Origin of the sequence: Ensifer sp. LC11 (genome assembly GCF_001695835.1) — a bacterium.
Taxonomy (GTDB): domain Bacteria; phylum Pseudomonadota; class Alphaproteobacteria; order Rhizobiales; family Rhizobiaceae; genus Ensifer.
In genome coordinates, this window is sequence record NZ_MBSO01000006.1 from 55,649 (window position 1) to 71,697 (window position 16,049).

Below are 16,049 nucleotides of genomic sequence, written 5' to 3' on the forward strand. Positions count from 1 at the left end.
TCAGCTCCGGTCGGCACGGCCGGGCAAACCGTCGGCGAGAAGCGATGCAAGGCTCGACGCCGCCTTGTCCGCCTTTGGCTTAAGACGCAGGCTGAACTCCGCGGACGGCAGCGCCGGCAGCAAGAGCGTCTGGGGCGCGACTGATACTCCGTCACCTAGGAACCGTAGGGTCCGCGCCGTGACGGCAATGCCGCTTCGAACGGCGGCGCGCAGGCCGGAGAGGCTCGGGCTGGTTGCCGCAAGGCGATAGGGACGGCCAGCCTCCTCAAGCGCCGCCGTTGCCGCGGAGCGAAAGCCACAGGGCGGATCGAGGACGGCAATCGGCAGTTCGTCGTCAGCAGCCGGTGGTTCGACTGACGCCGCAAGCCAGACCATCGGCTCGCGCAGGATGGCCAGCTCGTCGGACGTCTCCGCCTCCCTCATCACGATCAGCACCTCGATCAGTCCCTGGTCGTAGGCGGCCGTCAGTTCGCGCGAGCGCCCCACTCTCAGATCCAGGCGTACACGCGGATGGGTGCGGCCGAAATGGCGCAAAAGATCCGGCAAGTTGCTGTCGGCAAAATCCTGGGTGCAGCCGAGCGACAGGCGGCCATCGGCCCTGGAGCCCTTGAGGCTCAGCCAGGCATCGCGGTGAACGTCAAGTATTCGCCGGGCGTGAACGACCAGCTCCTCTCCCGCCGCCGTGAGAATACGCCCCCGGCCGGATGGCGCCAGCAGCGGTTCACCGACAATTGCCTCCAGGCGCTGCATCTGAGCCGTAACAGCAGAAGGCGTCCGCCCGACGGTTGACGCCGCATGCGCAAGCGAGCCGCTTTCGGCAAAGGCGAGAAAGGTGCGCAGCAGGTCGGGGTCAAACGTTTCCATAGCTTCACTATAATCGAACTGTATGTTCAAAACAATTCGATTTTATCTAATGCACCGCGGTGGCAGATTGGGCTCACACAAACAGAGAAAGCTTGAAAGGAACATCAAATGCCCATCATCAACATCATCGTCAGCGGCAAGGCCGACCCCACTCTCTCGTCGCGGATTGCTTCAGCGGTCAGCGAACTGACCGCTGCCCATCTGCGCAAGGATCCGACGATAACGGCAATCGTCGTCAACTACGCGGATCCAGAGCATTGGTTTGCGGGCGGGAAGTCGCTTGCCGAGCAGAACGCCAACAGCTTCTGGCTGGACATCAAGGTCGTCGACGGAACCAATACCAAGCAGGAAATGGCGGGCTACCTCGAAGCCATCTTCGGCCGTTTCGAACAATTGCTCGGCAGGTTGCACCACGAAAGCTACGTCCTCGTTCACGAGGTTTCGGCTGCGGCCTATGGCTATGGCGGCAAGACACAGGAGTTCCGCTACATCAGTGGCAAGCTTCAGTCGGGCATTTAGGCCGCGCACAGAGGCGAGCCGCAGCATCGTCAGTCAGACTATTTAGAGGCAGTGAGGGCGCAGCCGCGCCTTCTCAGAGGGAAGCACGCAAACCACCGCTAACGCTCGACCTCCTGCAAATCCCGCGCCCCCTGGCAGTGCCGCGGCGATTTGCAGGGCCGAGATGCGCAGGGGCATGTGGGGCTGTCCTTCAATGAAGCCACTTAGGTCGCTTCGCCGAGGCGTTTCGGACGGAATGGTCGCCGAACTTACTGCAGCAGTCGCGCAAGCCCGGTGCGGAGATCCGTTCGGCATTGATAGTCGAGTTTCGCGTTCAACGCATGCACGCTCCCTTTTGAGCGCCTGACTTCGCCAAGCAGACCGTCGACGTGCCTGATACCGGAGCGGGCGTTGGTTTCCTCGATCATGATCCGTGCGAGATCGTTTATCGACGTTTCGACGCCGCTGCAGACGTTGATGATGCTGGCCCCGGTTTGCCAGCGGCCGATCGCCTGGACCAATGCCCCGACGACGTCATCGACGTAGACGAAATCGCGAGTCTGGTAACCGTCGCCATGGATCGTGATCTCTTCACCACGCTTCAGGCCTTCAGCGAATTTTGCGATGACGCCCGAGTACGCCGATGCGGGATCCTGCCCCGGTCCGTAGACGTTGAAAAAACGCAAGCCCATGGTCGAGATGCCATAGACCTCATAGGCCGCGCGTGCATGCAGTTCGCACGAAAGCTTGTCGGCACCATAGGGCGAGAGAGGTGCGCAGTTGCCATGCTCTGAAAGTGGCAAATCCTGGCTCGCTCCATAAACCGCCGCCGAGGATGCATAGACAAGCGGCAGGGCGCTGCGCGAAAGCGTGAGTTCCTCAATGATCCGCAGGAAGCCAGTCTGGTTGATGGCATGCGACGATGTCAATTGCCGCTTGCATCTCTCCACCGAAGAGACCGCCGCCAGATGGATACAGGCGTCGGCATCGGCAAGCGCCTGACGAACGGACCCACTATCCAGGATTGAACCCTCAACAAAGGTAGCCGCATTTGGAACATTCTCCCGCTTCCCTGAACTCAAGTCATCGAGAACAGTGACGCCATATCCCAATTGCAGCAATTTTCGCACCAAGTGCGCGCCTATGAAGCCGGCTCCACCGGTAACCAATACCCGTTTCAAGACATTTCCCTCACGACGCCTCATCTCGACGAGGCATCTGGATCCATAGATGTGGTGGGCGCCGGAGCCGACGAGCCGTTCATGAACGAAACTGGCGCTGACCAATCACGTCCGTGAGCGAACCTCTTTCCGTTTCGATTGCAATCCTCGCTGGCGGCTCTCGTGCCGTCAAGGTTCGCATGGCCCGGTTTACCGTTCCTCGCGCATCACAGCGCTTGTGAACGGGTGGAGCCACCGTGCTCGCAGATGAAAAAATGGCGCGCGTGACACGCAGGGCGCCCTTCAAGGCTCCTGATGGCCAAGGATAAGATCCTCAACCTCCGATCCGCCGCCAACACGCATCAGCGCGGCGAACGAACCGTCCGCGCCGACTTCGAAAATCGTACCGCGGTTTTCGCCCTTTTCGTTCGTCCGCGTGACGATCAGCAGGCTGCCGCGTCCCTTGAGATAGGAGCGGATGTTGGCCACGGCCGAACAGATCTGTTCGGCCGAAAAATAGCTCTTGTTGAGAATGTTCGCCGCTCTAACGAGATCGAAGCGTCCGGTGAAATCGGGCGACCGCCGCATGATGTCGTCTTCCACGAATTCGATGGAATCGTTGCGCGACAACGAGCGGGTGATCATCTGCACCGGTTCGCTCTTGCCACTGCGGATCAGCGCGCGCAAGCGCGGCTGCAGCATGGCTTTCGCGAGTTGGCGCGGGATGAAGGCGAGCGATACATAGTCCAGTCGGCGTATCCATGGCCGGATCGCGAGACCGGCGACATCGTATTGCAGCGGCCAGCCCTCGGGATCGGCGAGAACGCGAACGCCAGTCGCCACTTCGACAATATGGGCATCAATGAAAAGATCGGTTGCGGTCACTTTTGGCGTCGATCCGCATGTTTCCAGGTACCTGAGTAGCTCGACCGTCGTGACCCCTGTGGAAACGCCGACGTCGAGCACGTCGCGCAACTGCGCCGCCCGCTCTGAAAGGACCGGCCTGAACGCGATTTCCAACTCACGAAACCGGGACGGCTGCGTCAGCTTGAACGTGCCGTTTCGCATCTTCAGCTTTGCAAAGAACTCCGACTCCCGAGCGCGATCCGTCGAGCCGTCATTTCCCGAATAAAATTGCCGGGCACTCATCACCATCATCTGATACCTGCGCAGTTATGCCCGCCGGCACCTCGAACCGAAGCATGTCTGTAGACGCCTCACGCAAATGCCACCCTCCTTCCAGAAGGAAGGTTCGGCGCCTGCTACAACGGTTTTGAGATAGAACTGGCCGGCATCGGCTTCCAAAACTTGAAAACAACAACTGACAATTTCATTATATTCGAAAACAATAGCATAATGATATCAACTCCCTTGGAGATTCCAAGTTCATTTCGATCAATTTTGGCCAAGTGGTCCCATCCAACAAGACGTGTGCCGCTTCATGAACGTGTCGCGCGGCACAAAGCCCAGCTCCGAAATTCTGTTCCCAACCCGTGACGCCACCGAGAGGAAAGGCGCTCATTGCCTAGGACGGCCGCGAGGAACTGCGGCATTGCCGGGCACCAGCGTCTGCACCAGCGGCAATCAACGCCCGCGGACCCAGTTTGATCAGATCATAGAGGTCCTCGTAGGCAGAAACGGTTCGCTCGATTGAGAAACATTGCGCACGGCTCCGGGCATAGGCCATCGCGTCGTGATATTTTTCCTCGCTGTCGGCAAGTTCGCGAATGCGGTCAGCCAAGCGGATATCGTTCTTCGCCGGAAATCGATAGTCGTCATTGTCGACAACGACCGCCAGTCCGCCAACATCACTGACCAGAATCGGCAAGCTGGCAGCCATTGCTTCGACCACGGCCACTCCGAACCCTTCCCAATGGGAGGATTGAACGTAAAGATCGAGGCGGCTCAGGAAGCCTGGAATATCCCGGACCAGGCCCGAGAAATGGACCCGTTCGCGAACACCCAAAGTCCTGGCCAGCTCCTCGACGATGGGGCGGCGACTGCCGACGCCGGCGAAGACCGCATGGACATTGTCAGGCAGCCGGGGCAACACCCGCACGATCGTTTCCTGATCCTTCTTGTCCGTGAAACTTCCGACCATCCCGATATAGAACCGACCGTCCTGTCCTCGCCCGCGATCGCGGGCCGACGCAAACCGCTCCAGGCAAACGCCGTTCTCGATGATGTGGATCTTCGCGGCCATTGGCTCGAGCCACGCGGACAGGTGCGCGCGCACCGGCTCGCTAATGGCTGCAATGCAATCATAGCGACCGTAGATCCACCGTTCGACACCGCGCAGCCAGCGCCTTGCCCTTCGGCGGTTCCACGTGTTGTGCTCGGTATAGATTTTTCGGAAAGGAAGGAGCGCGCAGAAGTAGAGCGACGGAAAAAGGTGGACGTGAACCAGATCCGCCGTCCGCATCGCGTGCCATGCCCTGGTAATTGAACGCGGGCTCGACAGTTTCACAACAATGATCGTCACTGCCGAAAATGCCGCGTCGTCCAGCAGTTCGTTGTTGGCTCCCTTCCAAACGATCACGGTTGCGGAGAAGCGGGTCTGCCGCTGCGCCATTTCCACGACCAGGCGCTCGGCACCACCGTTTCCGTTGAGGTCGTTGATGATATGAACGACGCTGCCCGCCATAGTAAGACAATCGCCCCAAATATTCTTCGAACGCGATTATGCATAGCAATGATCACTTCAACAACAATAACTGACATATAAGTTTAATATTGCGGCTAGTCCGTTTCCAAACAAGATGTTCGCGCCGGCAACAGCATGGTGAGTGCCCACATGGCACTACTTCTGCGGTTGACGAGCCTTGGCGACTGTTCGAAAAATGCGGGATCATGTCCCTCAGAGCAATGCCATACGATCAAGAAGAAGTTTGTTTACGGCATGCACGTCGAATTTCGACTGCGCCAGTTCACGAGATCTGAGCCCCATCTCCGCCACGAGCGAGGGGGCTTTGAGGAAACGACACAACACCTCCGCCAGCTGCCTGGCGTTCCGCGGCTCGACGAGATAGCCGTTGACGCCGTCTCTAACCGTCTCGTCGCAACCCGGCAGATCGGTCGTAACGATCGCCCGTCCCGTCGACATCGCTTCCAAAATGCTGCGCGGGATACCCTCGCGATAGTAGGACGGCAAAACGAACACACTGCACTCGGCAAGATGGGGTCGCACGTCGGTGGTTTCCCCAAGATAGGTCAAGCTTCCGTCCTTGACCCAGCCCGCCATGGTGTCGGCGGAGATCGCAGCAGGGCTCGGATCGTATTGCCCCAGGAGGCGGAATTCCGCCTCCGGGTATTGTTGGCGCACCAGGCGTGCGGCCTCGGCATATTCGATGATGCCCTTATCCTTCAGTAGCCGGGCGATGAGGAGGAAGACCGGCCGGCCGACGGGGGGCTGCGAGAAGGCGTAGTGGTCGAGGTCCACGCCCGAGCCCGGCACGAGCGTCAGATCCCGAAGATCGGACATCAGCCCGCAGCTGGCAATATCCGCCGTATCCGCGCGGTTATAGGCAAAGACCCCACCAGCCCCTTTTAGCGCCAACCGATAAAGCAGAATACTGATCTGCTTGACGCGGCGGCCGAGCCAACGCTTGCTCGCAGCGTCGGAATAGACGTGGCCGAGGCCGGTCACGAGAAAATAGCGCCTCTTGACGCCGGCAAGGCGCGCCGCGATGCCGCCGTAGACAATCGGCTTCATCGTGTAGGGGATCACGACATCGATCTTGCGCGTTCGGAGCAGCCGCCAGTAGGACCACAGCGTTGCCAAATCGGTAAGGGGGTTGAGCCCCGTCCGCGCCATCGACGTCTGAACGAATTCAACGCCGATCCCGGCAAGCTGATTGACAACCTCCTCGTCCTGCTCGGGGCCAACAGCCACCACCGAATGGCCGGCTTCAACCAGGCGCCGCAAAAGCTCCAACCGAAAATTGGTGAGAGAGCGGCTGTAGCTGGACAGCACGGCGATACGCTGTTTCGGGGTGGCTCCTGCAACAGCCGCACTCTTGGCCGCAGCCCCCCATTGCTGCGCGGGCTGCTTGAGCGGAGGATAGTCGCTCGCATCGATCAACATGCACTGCTCCATACAAGCGTTCGAGACAGGGAATGATCACATCGGCAACGGCGTCGAAGGTGGTCCCCGTCTCAGACTTGCCAGCGCAGCCTGCAGAACATCCTCGGAAAGATGGGCGCTATCGGCGTCCAGCGCCGCGTCTTCACCGTCAAATGGCTGCCCACCTGCCGTGCCTTCAGGCGAATGCTTGTCAAAACCCGGAATGAGGCTGTTCATGATCGCAAAGACCATCGTCTGGTCGCCGAGTTCGGCAAAAAGCTTCAGGCGGGCAAACATCTCCTTGAGCGTCGCCAGCGGCACGGCATTCGGGATCGCGCCGAGGACACCGGGGATCGGAGAGGTGATCCGCTGCTCGTTGCTGTCAAACAGCTCCTCATACAGCTTTTCGCCCGGCCGCAAGCCGATGATCTCAATATCGATATCCTTGCCAGGCGTAAGGCCCGCAAGCCGGATCATGCGCTTGGCAATGTCGATGATCTTGATCGGCTCGTTCATGTCGAGGACAAAGATCTCGCCTTTGCCAATTTCGCCCTCCAACCCGTAGGCCGAAGCTTGCAGCGTCAGTTCGACCGCCTCGCGAATGGTCATGAAGAAACGCGTCATACGCGGATCCGTAACCGTCAGCGGGCCGCCCTTGGCGATTTGCCGCTTGAAGAGCGGGATCAGTGAGCCGCTAGACCCGAGCACATTGCCGAAGCGAACGGTCATAAACCGCGGACCGGAGCCTTTCTTGAGGCAATGCAAGTCTAGAGCCTGGCAGTAGAGTTCGGCCAGCCGCTTGGTGCCGCCCATCACGCTGGTAGGATTGACGACCTTGTCGGTCGACACCTGCACCATCGCCTGCACTTTGAAGCGACGCGCCGCATTTGCCACGTTCATGGTGCCGATCACGTTGGTCAGCACGCCTTCGCATGGGTTGAGCTCCACCATCGGCACATGCTTGAGTGCGGCAGCATGGAACACGAGTTCCGGCCGATATCTTGCAAAGACGTCGTTGACCCGGTTGGCCCTGCGCACATTGCATAGATTGGCCGTCCGCTTGACGCCCGGATACCGCTCGCCCAGCTCCATGTCGATCGCATAGAGATTGTACTCGCAGTTCTCAACCAGAATGAGCTCCGCCGGCTCGCGGGCAGCCACCTGCAAGGTCAACTCGCTGCCGATCGATCCGCCCGCACCGGTAATCAAGACACGCCGGCCGCGGACGAGGCGGAGAATTGCCTCGTTGTCGAGTGCCGCCTGCGGCCGCTCGAGAAGATCGGTGAGTTCGATCGAACGAAGCTCGAAGCGGCTTTCCTGCTTGGCGCTCTTGAGTTCCGTGATCTGCGTCAGGCGCGACACGGTCATGCCGCGAGCTTCGGCGCGCCGCACCACATCCTCCGCGCCCTCGCCGAAGGTCGAAAGAGCTTCGGTAAAGACCACATGGCGCGGGACTTGCCCACTTTCGGAAAGCTCGCTGACCACGCGGTCGAAATCGCTGAGGGCGCCAAGGATCGGGATCCCGCGCAAGGTCATGTCCGTGTGTTCGGGCGTAACCTCCAAACAGCCGACCGGTTTGTGGTTGCAATGCGGATCGCGACGCAGCGCCCTCAGATAGAGATCTGCCGCATGACCGCTGCCCACAAGCAAGGTCGGGATTTGGCCGGCACTATCTTCAGCAACCGGCTGCCGTCGTGTCGGCCGCAATGCCAGCTCGTCCAGCCGGAAGCTCAGCCTTGACGCAGAAAGAAACGCGGTCAAGAGCAGCGCTTCGAGCGGCACGACGCTTCGCGGCATATCCTGGAGGCGGTTGGCGAAGAAGGACATCAAGACGAGTGCCGCCGAACTGATCAGCACGGCCTGCAGGATTGAGCGCAGATCCGAGACCGAGCAGTAGCGCCAGTCCCGCGCGTACAATCCAGCAATCGGGAAGGCGAGCGCGCACGCCAGGATGTATTGCGGTCCGGTCGTCACCAGCGCCCAGGCGAGCTCCGGTCTCGAGGACATTGCGTCGAAGCCGTAGCGCAGGAAAAAGGCCGCCCCCAGCGCCAACGACGCCGAAGCGATATCCATGACATAGAGCCTGCGCGAGCGGCGAACCTGCTTGACCGACGATACCGTCGTCCTTGCCGCCAAGCGCAGAAGGGCGCGTCCGACGGCGGCAAACCAGGCGAGTGTGTTGATGAACCGGGCCCAATATCTCGCCGTTAAGGGCTGAGCTGGGGCAACGGCTTGAGTGGGCTGGGCAGCGACCTCGTTGCGATGCATGCGACACCCTTCGATCCATAGAACGTCGTTCAGCCGCCGTGCCGAGAACGGACGGACGAAAGACGTACTTTGGGACAATCTCTGTCCCGTTGAATTTGTTTGGAATAAACTTCTGATACCTATGATTTCATACTATGTTACCTGAAATCTATTTCGCTTATCTACAGACGTATGTATTCGTTATCGGAAAAGAATAGGCAACTTTCCCCAAAACTCTCGCATGCCAAAAACAACATGTAAATTATCTTTTTGTTTTATCGAGAGCAATTTACCTAACCAACTTAGAACTTAATAGTATTAATCATGACGCCATTGTAATCCATATGGATTAATCAGGGACTTCGTCGATCGACAAATGATATACTAAGCACCAAAGTGAACTTGGAACTATTCCACAAAAATTCTGAACAAATTATGTATTACTAACTATTCTTAAGACCACAAAACCACTAATTATGACTTAATGGCGATGAATGCAATATTAAATAGACAAAAGCGCTGATTTACTTTGGGGTATACAAGGCACTACGCCACATTTCCTAGCGCGCGCGAGCCGCGTTTCCCCAAGCGCGAGAGCGCCACGACACGGTGACGACAGGCCTATTCCTGACCCTCTCCCGACCGACGGGCAGCCGATACCCGACTGGTCATACGTGAGCCCGGCGCGCCAACATGGCGCCCCGCCAACAGCCATTCATCTTCGCGGATAGGCGTCGCGCCGGTCACTCCCCGGCGAAGGCGCGCCGATAGGAATCGGCTATCGGCCGTACCAGATATTCAAGGAACGTCCGGTCACCGATCTCGATGAAGGCATCAATCGGCATCCCCGGATGGAGTTGCTCCATGCGCACCCCCTGCGGCAACGGCATATCCAGGCGCAGCACTGCTCTATAGTAGGGTTCACGCGTCGCCGGATCGCTCAGGCGATCGGCTGAAACATGAGCAACGGTTGCGGGTACCTCCGGCGTGAGGCTGGCGTTCAGGGCCGAGAGACGGACCCTGGCAGGCTGACCGACGTGAACGACGTCGATATCCTGCGGGTGGATGCGCGCATCGACGACGAGGTCACCGGTCGGCAAGATCTCCATGATCTTCTCTCCGGGACCGATGACACTGCCGATGGCATTGTAGACTGAGGCGACGACGACCCCATCGACGGGCGCCTTGACAACGGTCCGGTCGAGCACGCGGCGCGCCGCCTGCACCTGCTCCTCCACATCAGCAAGCCCGGTCTTCACCTCGTTCATCGCGGTCACCGCCTGCTCGACACGCTGCGTCTTCAGCCGCTCGATCTGTTCGCGCGCTTCGGCGACCTGCGTTCGGCTCGACGATGCTTCCGCCTGCAGCATGCCGACCTGGCCCAGCAGGTCCGCTTCAACCCGCAGAAGCTGGGTGTATTCCGTGCGGTTCGTCAGCCCCTTTTCCAGAAGGCTGAACTTTCGCTCCGCCTCGCTGCGCACGATTTGCGTTTGCTTCTCAACCGCAACCTTCTGCGCCGCCAGCCCCTCAAGCGCCTCGTTCAGGCTTTCGACCCGTTGCTGCAGGATAACGGTTTCGGAGGTGAAGCGCGCGAGCCGGCTCTGAAACTCCTTGACCTGTTCTTCTGTCAGGTCACGGCTCGCCGCCGAAATCGTCGCCGGTGCATTGCCGATGGCGATCGTCAACTCTCGCCGTCCGTCGCGCTCGGCGGCAAGGCGCGCCTCCCGCGCCTTCAGCGCGACCCATTGCTTTGCGAGGCGGTTGAGCTGGGTGCGAGCGACGGTATCGTCAAGCACGACCAGCGTCTGGCCCCTCGCGACAGCATCGCCCTCGTGAACCGCAATCTCACCGACAATCCCGCCTTCCAGATGTTGGACAAGGACGTTTCGTCCCGTGGCGGTGATCGCGCCGGAAGCGACAGCAGCACCGGACAGCGGCGCTGTCGCCGCCCAATAGCCGAATCCGGCAAGGATCAGGACAAGCGCGCCGTAGCCCAGCCGCGCGACTGGCAGGGTGTCCGTCGCGATCGCCTCGCGCCATGATCGCCGGGCATCGTCCACCGTCATGGCCGCTCACCGGTTCTGCCAGGCACGAAGGTGGAGATGTTGGTGGCCGAGACGCCAGCAGGCCGGTTGGCGGTGGCTTTCGCGATCCTCTCTGCACGCTCGGACTGGGCCCGGCGCGTCACCTCCTCCGCCGGGCCAAAATCCTCGACCCTGCCATTGTTCATCACCAGGATCCGGTCGCAGGTCGTGGCAATCGACATACGATGCGTGACGATAACGACCGTGACGCCGCTCGCCTTCGCTTCCCTCAGCGCCCGGCCAAGGGCCGCTTCCCCTTCGCTGTCGAGGTTGGCGTTCGGTTCGTCGAGCACCAGGAGACGTGGCGCGCCGTAGAAAGCGCGCGCGAGCCCGACGCGCTGCCGCTCGCCGCCGGAGAGGTTGCTGGAGCCCGGCCCGATCACTGTCTGATAGCCTTTCGGCTGCGACAGGATCAGATCATTGGCGTGGGCGGCACGTGCCGCGGCAACCACCGTCTCATCGGCGGCCTTCGGCTCGAAGCGGGAGATGTTGGCGGCGATCGTTCCGGGCAGGAGCTGAACGTCCTGAGCGAGATAGCCAACGAGACGACCGAGTTGCTCGGGATCCCAGGTTCTCAGATCCGCGCCGTCAATCGTAATCGAGCCCGCCGTCGGCGCCACAGCACCGGTCAAGAGGCGCGCGAGCGTCGATTTGCCCGCCCGGCTCGGCCCGACCACGGCGACGCTCTCACCCGCGGCAATGGCAAAGTTCAATCGCTTCAGGATCGGCTCGGGATCGGCTCCGGCATCCGGCGATACATAGAGGAGGTCGCGCACGGCAACATGGCCGACAGGATCCGGGAGGCGAAGCCTGCGGCTATTGGCGCTAACTGCTTCCATCACCTTTTCGAACCGCGTCCAGGCGCTGCGCGCTTCCATCGCCTGCTTCCAGATGCCAACCAACTGATCGAGCGGCTGCAGCGCGCGGCCAGACATGATCGATGATGCGAAGATCATGCCGGCAGTCATTTGCCCCTTCAGGACGAGGGTCGCCCCCACAGCAAGTATCGCCATCTGCAGGATCATTCTTACCGACCGCGACACCCCGCCAAAGACGGCGTTGACGACAAGGTTGCCGTCAGACGCGGCCGTCGCCGCGGCGAACTGGCGTCCCCAGACCTCGCCGACATTCGCCGTCATGCCCATCGCCCGCACCGTTTCCGCATTGCGACTGAACATCTGCGCCGTCAGATTGGCGCTCGTGATGCGCTCCTGAGCAAATTGTGCCGCCCGCTTGTTCACGTACTGATTGAGGAAGACCAACAATATGATGATAATTGCACCGATGGTGGTCATCCAGAACAGAAGAGGATGCAAGAGGTAGAGGAGCGCCGCGAACACGGGCGAGAACGGCAAATCGAAGAGAACCGGCGTGCCGCGGGACGCGACAAAGCCTCTGACGGTTGCAAGATCGCGCAGCGGCTGGATATCTCCCGGCTCGCGGCCGGGTGATGCCGCCAGCACGCTCGCGAAAGCGGCTGGCCCAAGCTCGTAGTCGAGCTTGGCGGCCATGCGAACCGCATAAATCGCGCGAATCACATCAAGCAATCCGAGAAACGCGAAGGCGAGGAAGGCGATGATCGAGAGATAGACGAGTGTCTCGATGCTCGATGACGGCAAAACGCGATCGTAGACCTGGATCAAAAACAGGGGCGAGGTGAGCGCCAGAACGTTGACGACCGTCGAGAACAGGCCGAGATCGATCATGCTGCGCTGGAACGCAGAACGTAATTTGCCGCTTCTGATTCTCTTGTCCACCATGCTGTACCGACACCGGTTTTAGGATTTTGAGTGGGGCCGTATCGATGGAAGTCGTGCCTGCTGTCAACGTGCCTGGGGTTGAGCAGTTACTATACATCTGTTGTAGCAGTTGCTTATAGATGCTATTTTAGACCCCCACCACATAACGCGACAGATCACAGTTTTCACACGCTCCGGTCGCTTGCTGTTCTTGCGCAGCGGTCGGTAAAAGCAACGGCGCGTATTCTGCCCCACTAATAAAGGATGGAAACATGATCGTTCATGGAAGACCCGTAGCTGACACGCTTTATGGCACGAACGTAGCTGACACGATTTACGGATATGGTGGCGACGATAGCCTTTGGGGCTATGCCGGTGACGACTATCTCGACGGTGGAGATGGAAACGACCGGATGTACGGAGGCGACGGCAACGACTTCTTCAAGGCCGGTCCGGGCGACGATTATGCCGAAGGCGGTGTCGGTAACGATTCCTTCGATGGTGGAATCGGCAACGACCGCTTCCTGGGTGGCCTCGGCAACGACATTTTCGATGGCGAGGACGGCGACGATACCCTCGACGGCGGCGATGGTCACGACACCATGCTCGGCGGTGCTGGCAACGACACCTTCTACGGCGGCGCCGGTGAGGAATACATCGACGGCGGAGCGGGAAATGACATCATCTATGCCGGCGACGGCAATGACGGCTTCATCAACCGCATCAATCCGGCAACCGGCAAGGTGACGACGCAGGCCGTCGGTGGCGGCGCCGGCGACGACTACATCTACGGCGAAGGCGGCAACGACGCGCTGAAGGGCCAGTCCGGCAATGACCACGTCTACGGCGGCATCGGCGATGACCGGGTCGACGGCGGCGACGGCAACAACTATCTCGACGGCGGTGACGGCAACGACATCCTCGATTCCGAGAGCGGCCGCGACGAGGCGCATGGCGGCGCCGGCATCGACAGGATCAGCGTCGGAGCGGGCGACGATCTTGTCTACGGCGATGGCGGCAATGACAGCATCAGCGGCGAAGACGGCGCCGACACGCTGAACGGCGGCGATGGCGATGATCTGTTCTATGGCGGTTCGGGCAACGACACGATCCGTGGCGATGCTGGCAGAGACACGCTCATCGGTGACGCCGGCTCCGACTCCCTCTGGGGCGGCGCTGACGCCGACCGCTTCGTCGTCAAGGGCGTTGGTGCGCTCGACGGTCAGGACACGATCATGGACTACCAGGACGGCGTCGACCGCATCGTTATCGAGAAACTCGGCGTCACCCGCTATACCAACACGGGTGGCCCCGGCACCGTGTTCGCCTATGACGACCCGAACGGCGACGTGATCCTGAAGGCGCAGGATTCGGCTGGGCACGCCTTCTCGATCGTCGTCGACGATCCGAATGGAACGCTGTCTGCAGCCAATTTCAGCGCCGCAGACTTTACGTTCGCATAAGGGTATCGGCCGCGGACGCGATTGCGCGGACCGCGGCCGTCCGCCGCGTTCTTGTTCCTTTGATCCTAGCCGATTGAAGGCCAAGAGCAGGCAGCACTTCAAAGTCCTCAAGAGCCGCGCATCTCGTAAGGTGCGCGGCTCTGCCGCTTCCGTCCCTGCGAATTGGCCCTGAATACGGCTCACGGTGAAAATGGCTCGGCGGCATAGCCGGCATCGAACGCTCGCAACGCATCCTCCAGTTCGTCGAAATCGCTGATCTGCGTGTCGGCGCGATGTGCGGCGTCTGGCGCTGCCGTGTTGTGGATCCGCGCCTCGCGAGCCACCATCACGGTGTGCCATCCACGGCTGCGCGGTGTTACGAAGTCCTTCAGCGGATTGTCGGCTATGTAGACCAGATCCCCCGGTTTCACCTGTGCCCAGGCTTCGATCGTTTCGAAGGCTCTCGCATGCGGTTTCCAGAATTCGCGCCCCCAGTCGTCAGTGAAGACAACGAGATCGACGAGGGTTTCCAATCCCAGAGCTTTCACCTTGGCCTGCTGCGTTGCCGCAGGCCCATCGGTGATGATCGCCCTTCGCCCGACGCCTGAGCGCGCCAGGAAACGGCGCGCATCGGCTGCCAGATGGATTTTCGGCTCGTGCCCGCGATAGACCGCAACCAGTTGCGCGACCAAGCTCGCATCGGCGTCGACGCCCATCGCGGCCAGTGCCGCGTCGAAGACGTGTCCACTATGCCCGCCCGCGACGGCTGCTTCGCAATGCGCAGCAAAGCCTTCGATACCAGCATGACCAGCCAGCCAGGTCGCAACCGCCTTAAAGCCACTCGCGACGAAATCACGCTCCAGATAGAGCGTGTCATCGAGATCGAAGACAAGCACTCGTTCGGAGGTGGACAAACCCGCTACTCCCTGAATACTGCGGCGTCATAACGCAGCATCAAAACACCTTCGCGCCAATTGTCGTGCGCCGTGCTCGGCAATCCCGCCACTTCCTCAAGCAGCCATTGGGAGAATGTCGCGCCGGCATGGTCCACAAGCGGATACCCGCCGCCGAAACGGGCATTGATTTCGATTACCCGCGGCCCGGTCAAGCGATCATCGATAACCTGAAAACAGAATGCACCGCGCAGGGCCGGCAGCGCCCGCAGGATGCCCTCGGCCATGGCGCGGTGGGCGGGATGGCGCTCGGTGATGCCCTTTTCGACTTCCCCTGCCCGTATACGCAGGCGTCGATGCGAGATGACCGAGATGAGTTCGCCACCGGATTTGACGAAGGCATTGACCGTATGCTCCGGGCCATCGAGATATTGTTGCAGGATCATCGGCTCCGATGTCGTCTCAGGCAGATCGGCCTGCGAGCGCACGATGCTGATTGAACGGCTCGCGCTTCCGGCGTTCGGCTTGAGGAACAGCGGCCAATCCCAACGGGAGAGTGCGCCGCGGACATCATCCAGCTTTCCGGTTCGGGGGACCGGCACCTCCGCTGCTTCCAGGACACGCATGGTTTCGAGCTTGTCGCGGACAACGTCGATGACGGCCGGTGGGCTGACATGCACACGGCAATCGAAGCGAGCAAAATCATCCGCCGCGGCCGCGAGCGGCACCAGTTCAGGATCGATGGTCGGAACGATCAGCCGAATGTCATGCGCGCGCGCAAGCTCGATCAGGCGAGCAGCGAATTGCGGGTGGTCGTAGGGCGGCACGGTGAAGGCCCTGTCGGCAACGGCGCAGGCGGCACTTAAATCCGGATCGACGTCGCAGGCGAAGACCTTGACCTCGATCTCAAGGGCCCGAGCGGCCCGACGAAAGCACTCGATCAAGCCGACGCGCCTTCCTGCGGAAGAGACGAGGATATTGAGCGACCTGTACGCCATACGCGCCTTCTCCTAATGACGAGGAGCCACAATGATCATTCACATTTGCCTCTGCGAAACC

Annotated in this window: 12 protein-coding genes; 2 read left to right on the plus strand and 10 right to left on the minus strand. The window is 60.4% G+C overall.

All coding sequences use genetic code 11. The features are described from left to right. Complete coding sequence (locus tag BBX50_RS04795; RefSeq protein ID WP_065774178.1) at window positions 1–864, minus strand: LysR substrate-binding domain-containing protein; 864 nt, start codon at window positions 862–864, stop codon at window positions 1–3. Between the two features lie 108 nt (window positions 865–972). Between BBX50_RS04795 and BBX50_RS04800 the strand changes: the two genes are divergently transcribed. Further along, window positions 973–1,383, plus strand: coding sequence for a 4-oxalocrotonate tautomerase family protein (locus BBX50_RS04800; RefSeq protein WP_065774179.1), 411 nt, complete (start codon window positions 973–975; stop codon window positions 1,381–1,383). A 248-nt stretch (window positions 1,384–1,631) separates the two neighbouring features. Here the strand turns inward: BBX50_RS04800 and BBX50_RS04805 are convergent, their stop codons facing one another. From BBX50_RS04805 to BBX50_RS04835, 7 genes are all read right to left on the minus strand, one after another. Next, window positions 1,632–2,543: an NAD-dependent epimerase/dehydratase family protein gene (locus BBX50_RS04805; RefSeq protein WP_161490847.1), complete on the minus strand. Its 912-nt coding sequence runs from the start codon at window positions 2,541–2,543 to the stop codon at window positions 1,632–1,634. A 282-nt stretch (window positions 2,544–2,825) separates the two neighbouring features. Beyond that, window positions 2,826–3,677 carry an ATP-binding protein gene (locus BBX50_RS04810; protein ID WP_065774268.1) on the minus strand — a complete coding sequence of 284 codons (852 nt, stop codon included), beginning with the start codon at window positions 3,675–3,677 and terminating at the stop codon, window positions 2,826–2,828. 370 nt (window positions 3,678–4,047) lie between these two features. After that, window positions 4,048–5,166, minus strand: coding sequence for a glycosyltransferase (locus tag BBX50_RS04815; protein WP_065774180.1), 1,119 nt, complete (start codon window positions 5,164–5,166; stop codon window positions 4,048–4,050). 213 nt (window positions 5,167–5,379) lie between these two features. Further along, window positions 5,380–6,606, minus strand: coding sequence for a glycosyltransferase family 4 protein (locus tag BBX50_RS04820; protein WP_065774181.1), 1,227 nt, complete (start codon window positions 6,604–6,606; stop codon window positions 5,380–5,382). Between the two features lie 36 nt (window positions 6,607–6,642). After that, window positions 6,643–8,658: a nucleoside-diphosphate sugar epimerase/dehydratase gene (locus BBX50_RS04825; protein ID WP_244513099.1), complete on the minus strand. Its 2,016-nt coding sequence runs from the start codon at window positions 8,656–8,658 to the stop codon at window positions 6,643–6,645. 917 nt (window positions 8,659–9,575) lie between these two features. After that, the gene (locus tag BBX50_RS04830) at window positions 9,576–10,898 is read right to left on the minus strand and encodes an HlyD family type I secretion periplasmic adaptor subunit (RefSeq protein ID WP_065774183.1); all 1,323 of its coding nucleotides are present in this window, start codon (window positions 10,896–10,898) and stop codon (window positions 9,576–9,578) included. Continuing rightward, window positions 10,895–12,676, minus strand: a complete 1,782-nt coding sequence (locus BBX50_RS04835) for a type I secretion system permease/ATPase (protein WP_083213541.1) — start codon at window positions 12,674–12,676, stop codon at window positions 10,895–10,897. Before BBX50_RS04835 ends, BBX50_RS04830 begins: the two co-directional genes overlap by 4 nt. Before the next feature lie 251 nt (window positions 12,677–12,927). Here BBX50_RS04835 and BBX50_RS04840 point away from each other — a divergent pair, with 251 nt between their 5' ends. Further along, window positions 12,928–14,118 carry a calcium-binding protein gene (locus tag BBX50_RS04840; RefSeq protein ID WP_065774185.1) on the plus strand — a complete coding sequence of 397 codons (1,191 nt, stop codon included), beginning with the start codon at window positions 12,928–12,930 and terminating at the stop codon, window positions 14,116–14,118. A 179-nt stretch (window positions 14,119–14,297) separates the two neighbouring features. On the opposite strand, the gene BBX50_RS04845 is transcribed toward BBX50_RS04840, so the two are convergent. Both BBX50_RS04845 and BBX50_RS04850 read right to left on the minus strand, forming a co-directional pair. Further along, entirely contained in the window at window positions 14,298–15,011 is a 714-nt protein-coding gene (locus BBX50_RS04845; protein WP_065774186.1) for an HAD family hydrolase, read from the minus strand. Window positions 15,012–15,016: 5 nt separating this feature from the next. Beyond that, window positions 15,017–15,988 carry an ATP-grasp domain-containing protein gene (locus BBX50_RS04850; protein ID WP_065774187.1) on the minus strand — a complete coding sequence of 324 codons (972 nt, stop codon included), beginning with the start codon at window positions 15,986–15,988 and terminating at the stop codon, window positions 15,017–15,019. Window positions 15,989–16,049: the final 61 nt, after the last annotated feature.

What these genes read in the sequence shown, in the direction of transcription:
- BBX50_RS04795 (WP_065774178.1), bottom strand. Translation starts at nt 864, where the DNA reads ATGGAAACGTTTGACCCCGACCTGCTGCGCACCTTTCTCGCCTTTGCC.
- BBX50_RS04800 (WP_065774179.1), top strand. Translation starts at nt 973, where the DNA reads ATGCCCATCATCAACATCATCGTCAGCGGCAAGGCCGACCCCACTCTC.
- BBX50_RS04810 (WP_065774268.1), bottom strand. Translation starts at nt 3,677, where the DNA reads ATGGTGATGAGTGCCCGGCAATTTTATTCGGGAAATGACGGCTCGACG.
- BBX50_RS04815 (WP_065774180.1), bottom strand. Translation starts at nt 5,166, where the DNA reads ATGGCGGGCAGCGTCGTTCATATCATCAACGACCTCAACGGAAACGGT.
- BBX50_RS04820 (WP_065774181.1), bottom strand. Translation starts at nt 6,606, where the DNA reads ATGTTGATCGATGCGAGCGACTATCCTCCGCTCAAGCAGCCCGCGCAG.
- BBX50_RS04825 (WP_244513099.1), bottom strand. Translation starts at nt 8,658, where the DNA reads ATGGATATCGCTTCGGCGTCGTTGGCGCTGGGGGCGGCCTTTTTCCTG.
- BBX50_RS04830 (WP_065774183.1), bottom strand. Translation starts at nt 10,898, where the DNA reads ATGACGGTGGACGATGCCCGGCGATCATGGCGCGAGGCGATCGCGACG.
- BBX50_RS04835 (WP_083213541.1), bottom strand. Translation starts at nt 12,676, where the DNA reads ATGGTGGACAAGAGAATCAGAAGCGGCAAATTACGTTCTGCGTTCCAG.
- BBX50_RS04840 (WP_065774185.1), top strand. Translation starts at nt 12,928, where the DNA reads ATGATCGTTCATGGAAGACCCGTAGCTGACACGCTTTATGGCACGAAC.
- BBX50_RS04850 (WP_065774187.1), bottom strand. Translation starts at nt 15,988, where the DNA reads ATGGCGTACAGGTCGCTCAATATCCTCGTCTCTTCCGCAGGAAGGCGC.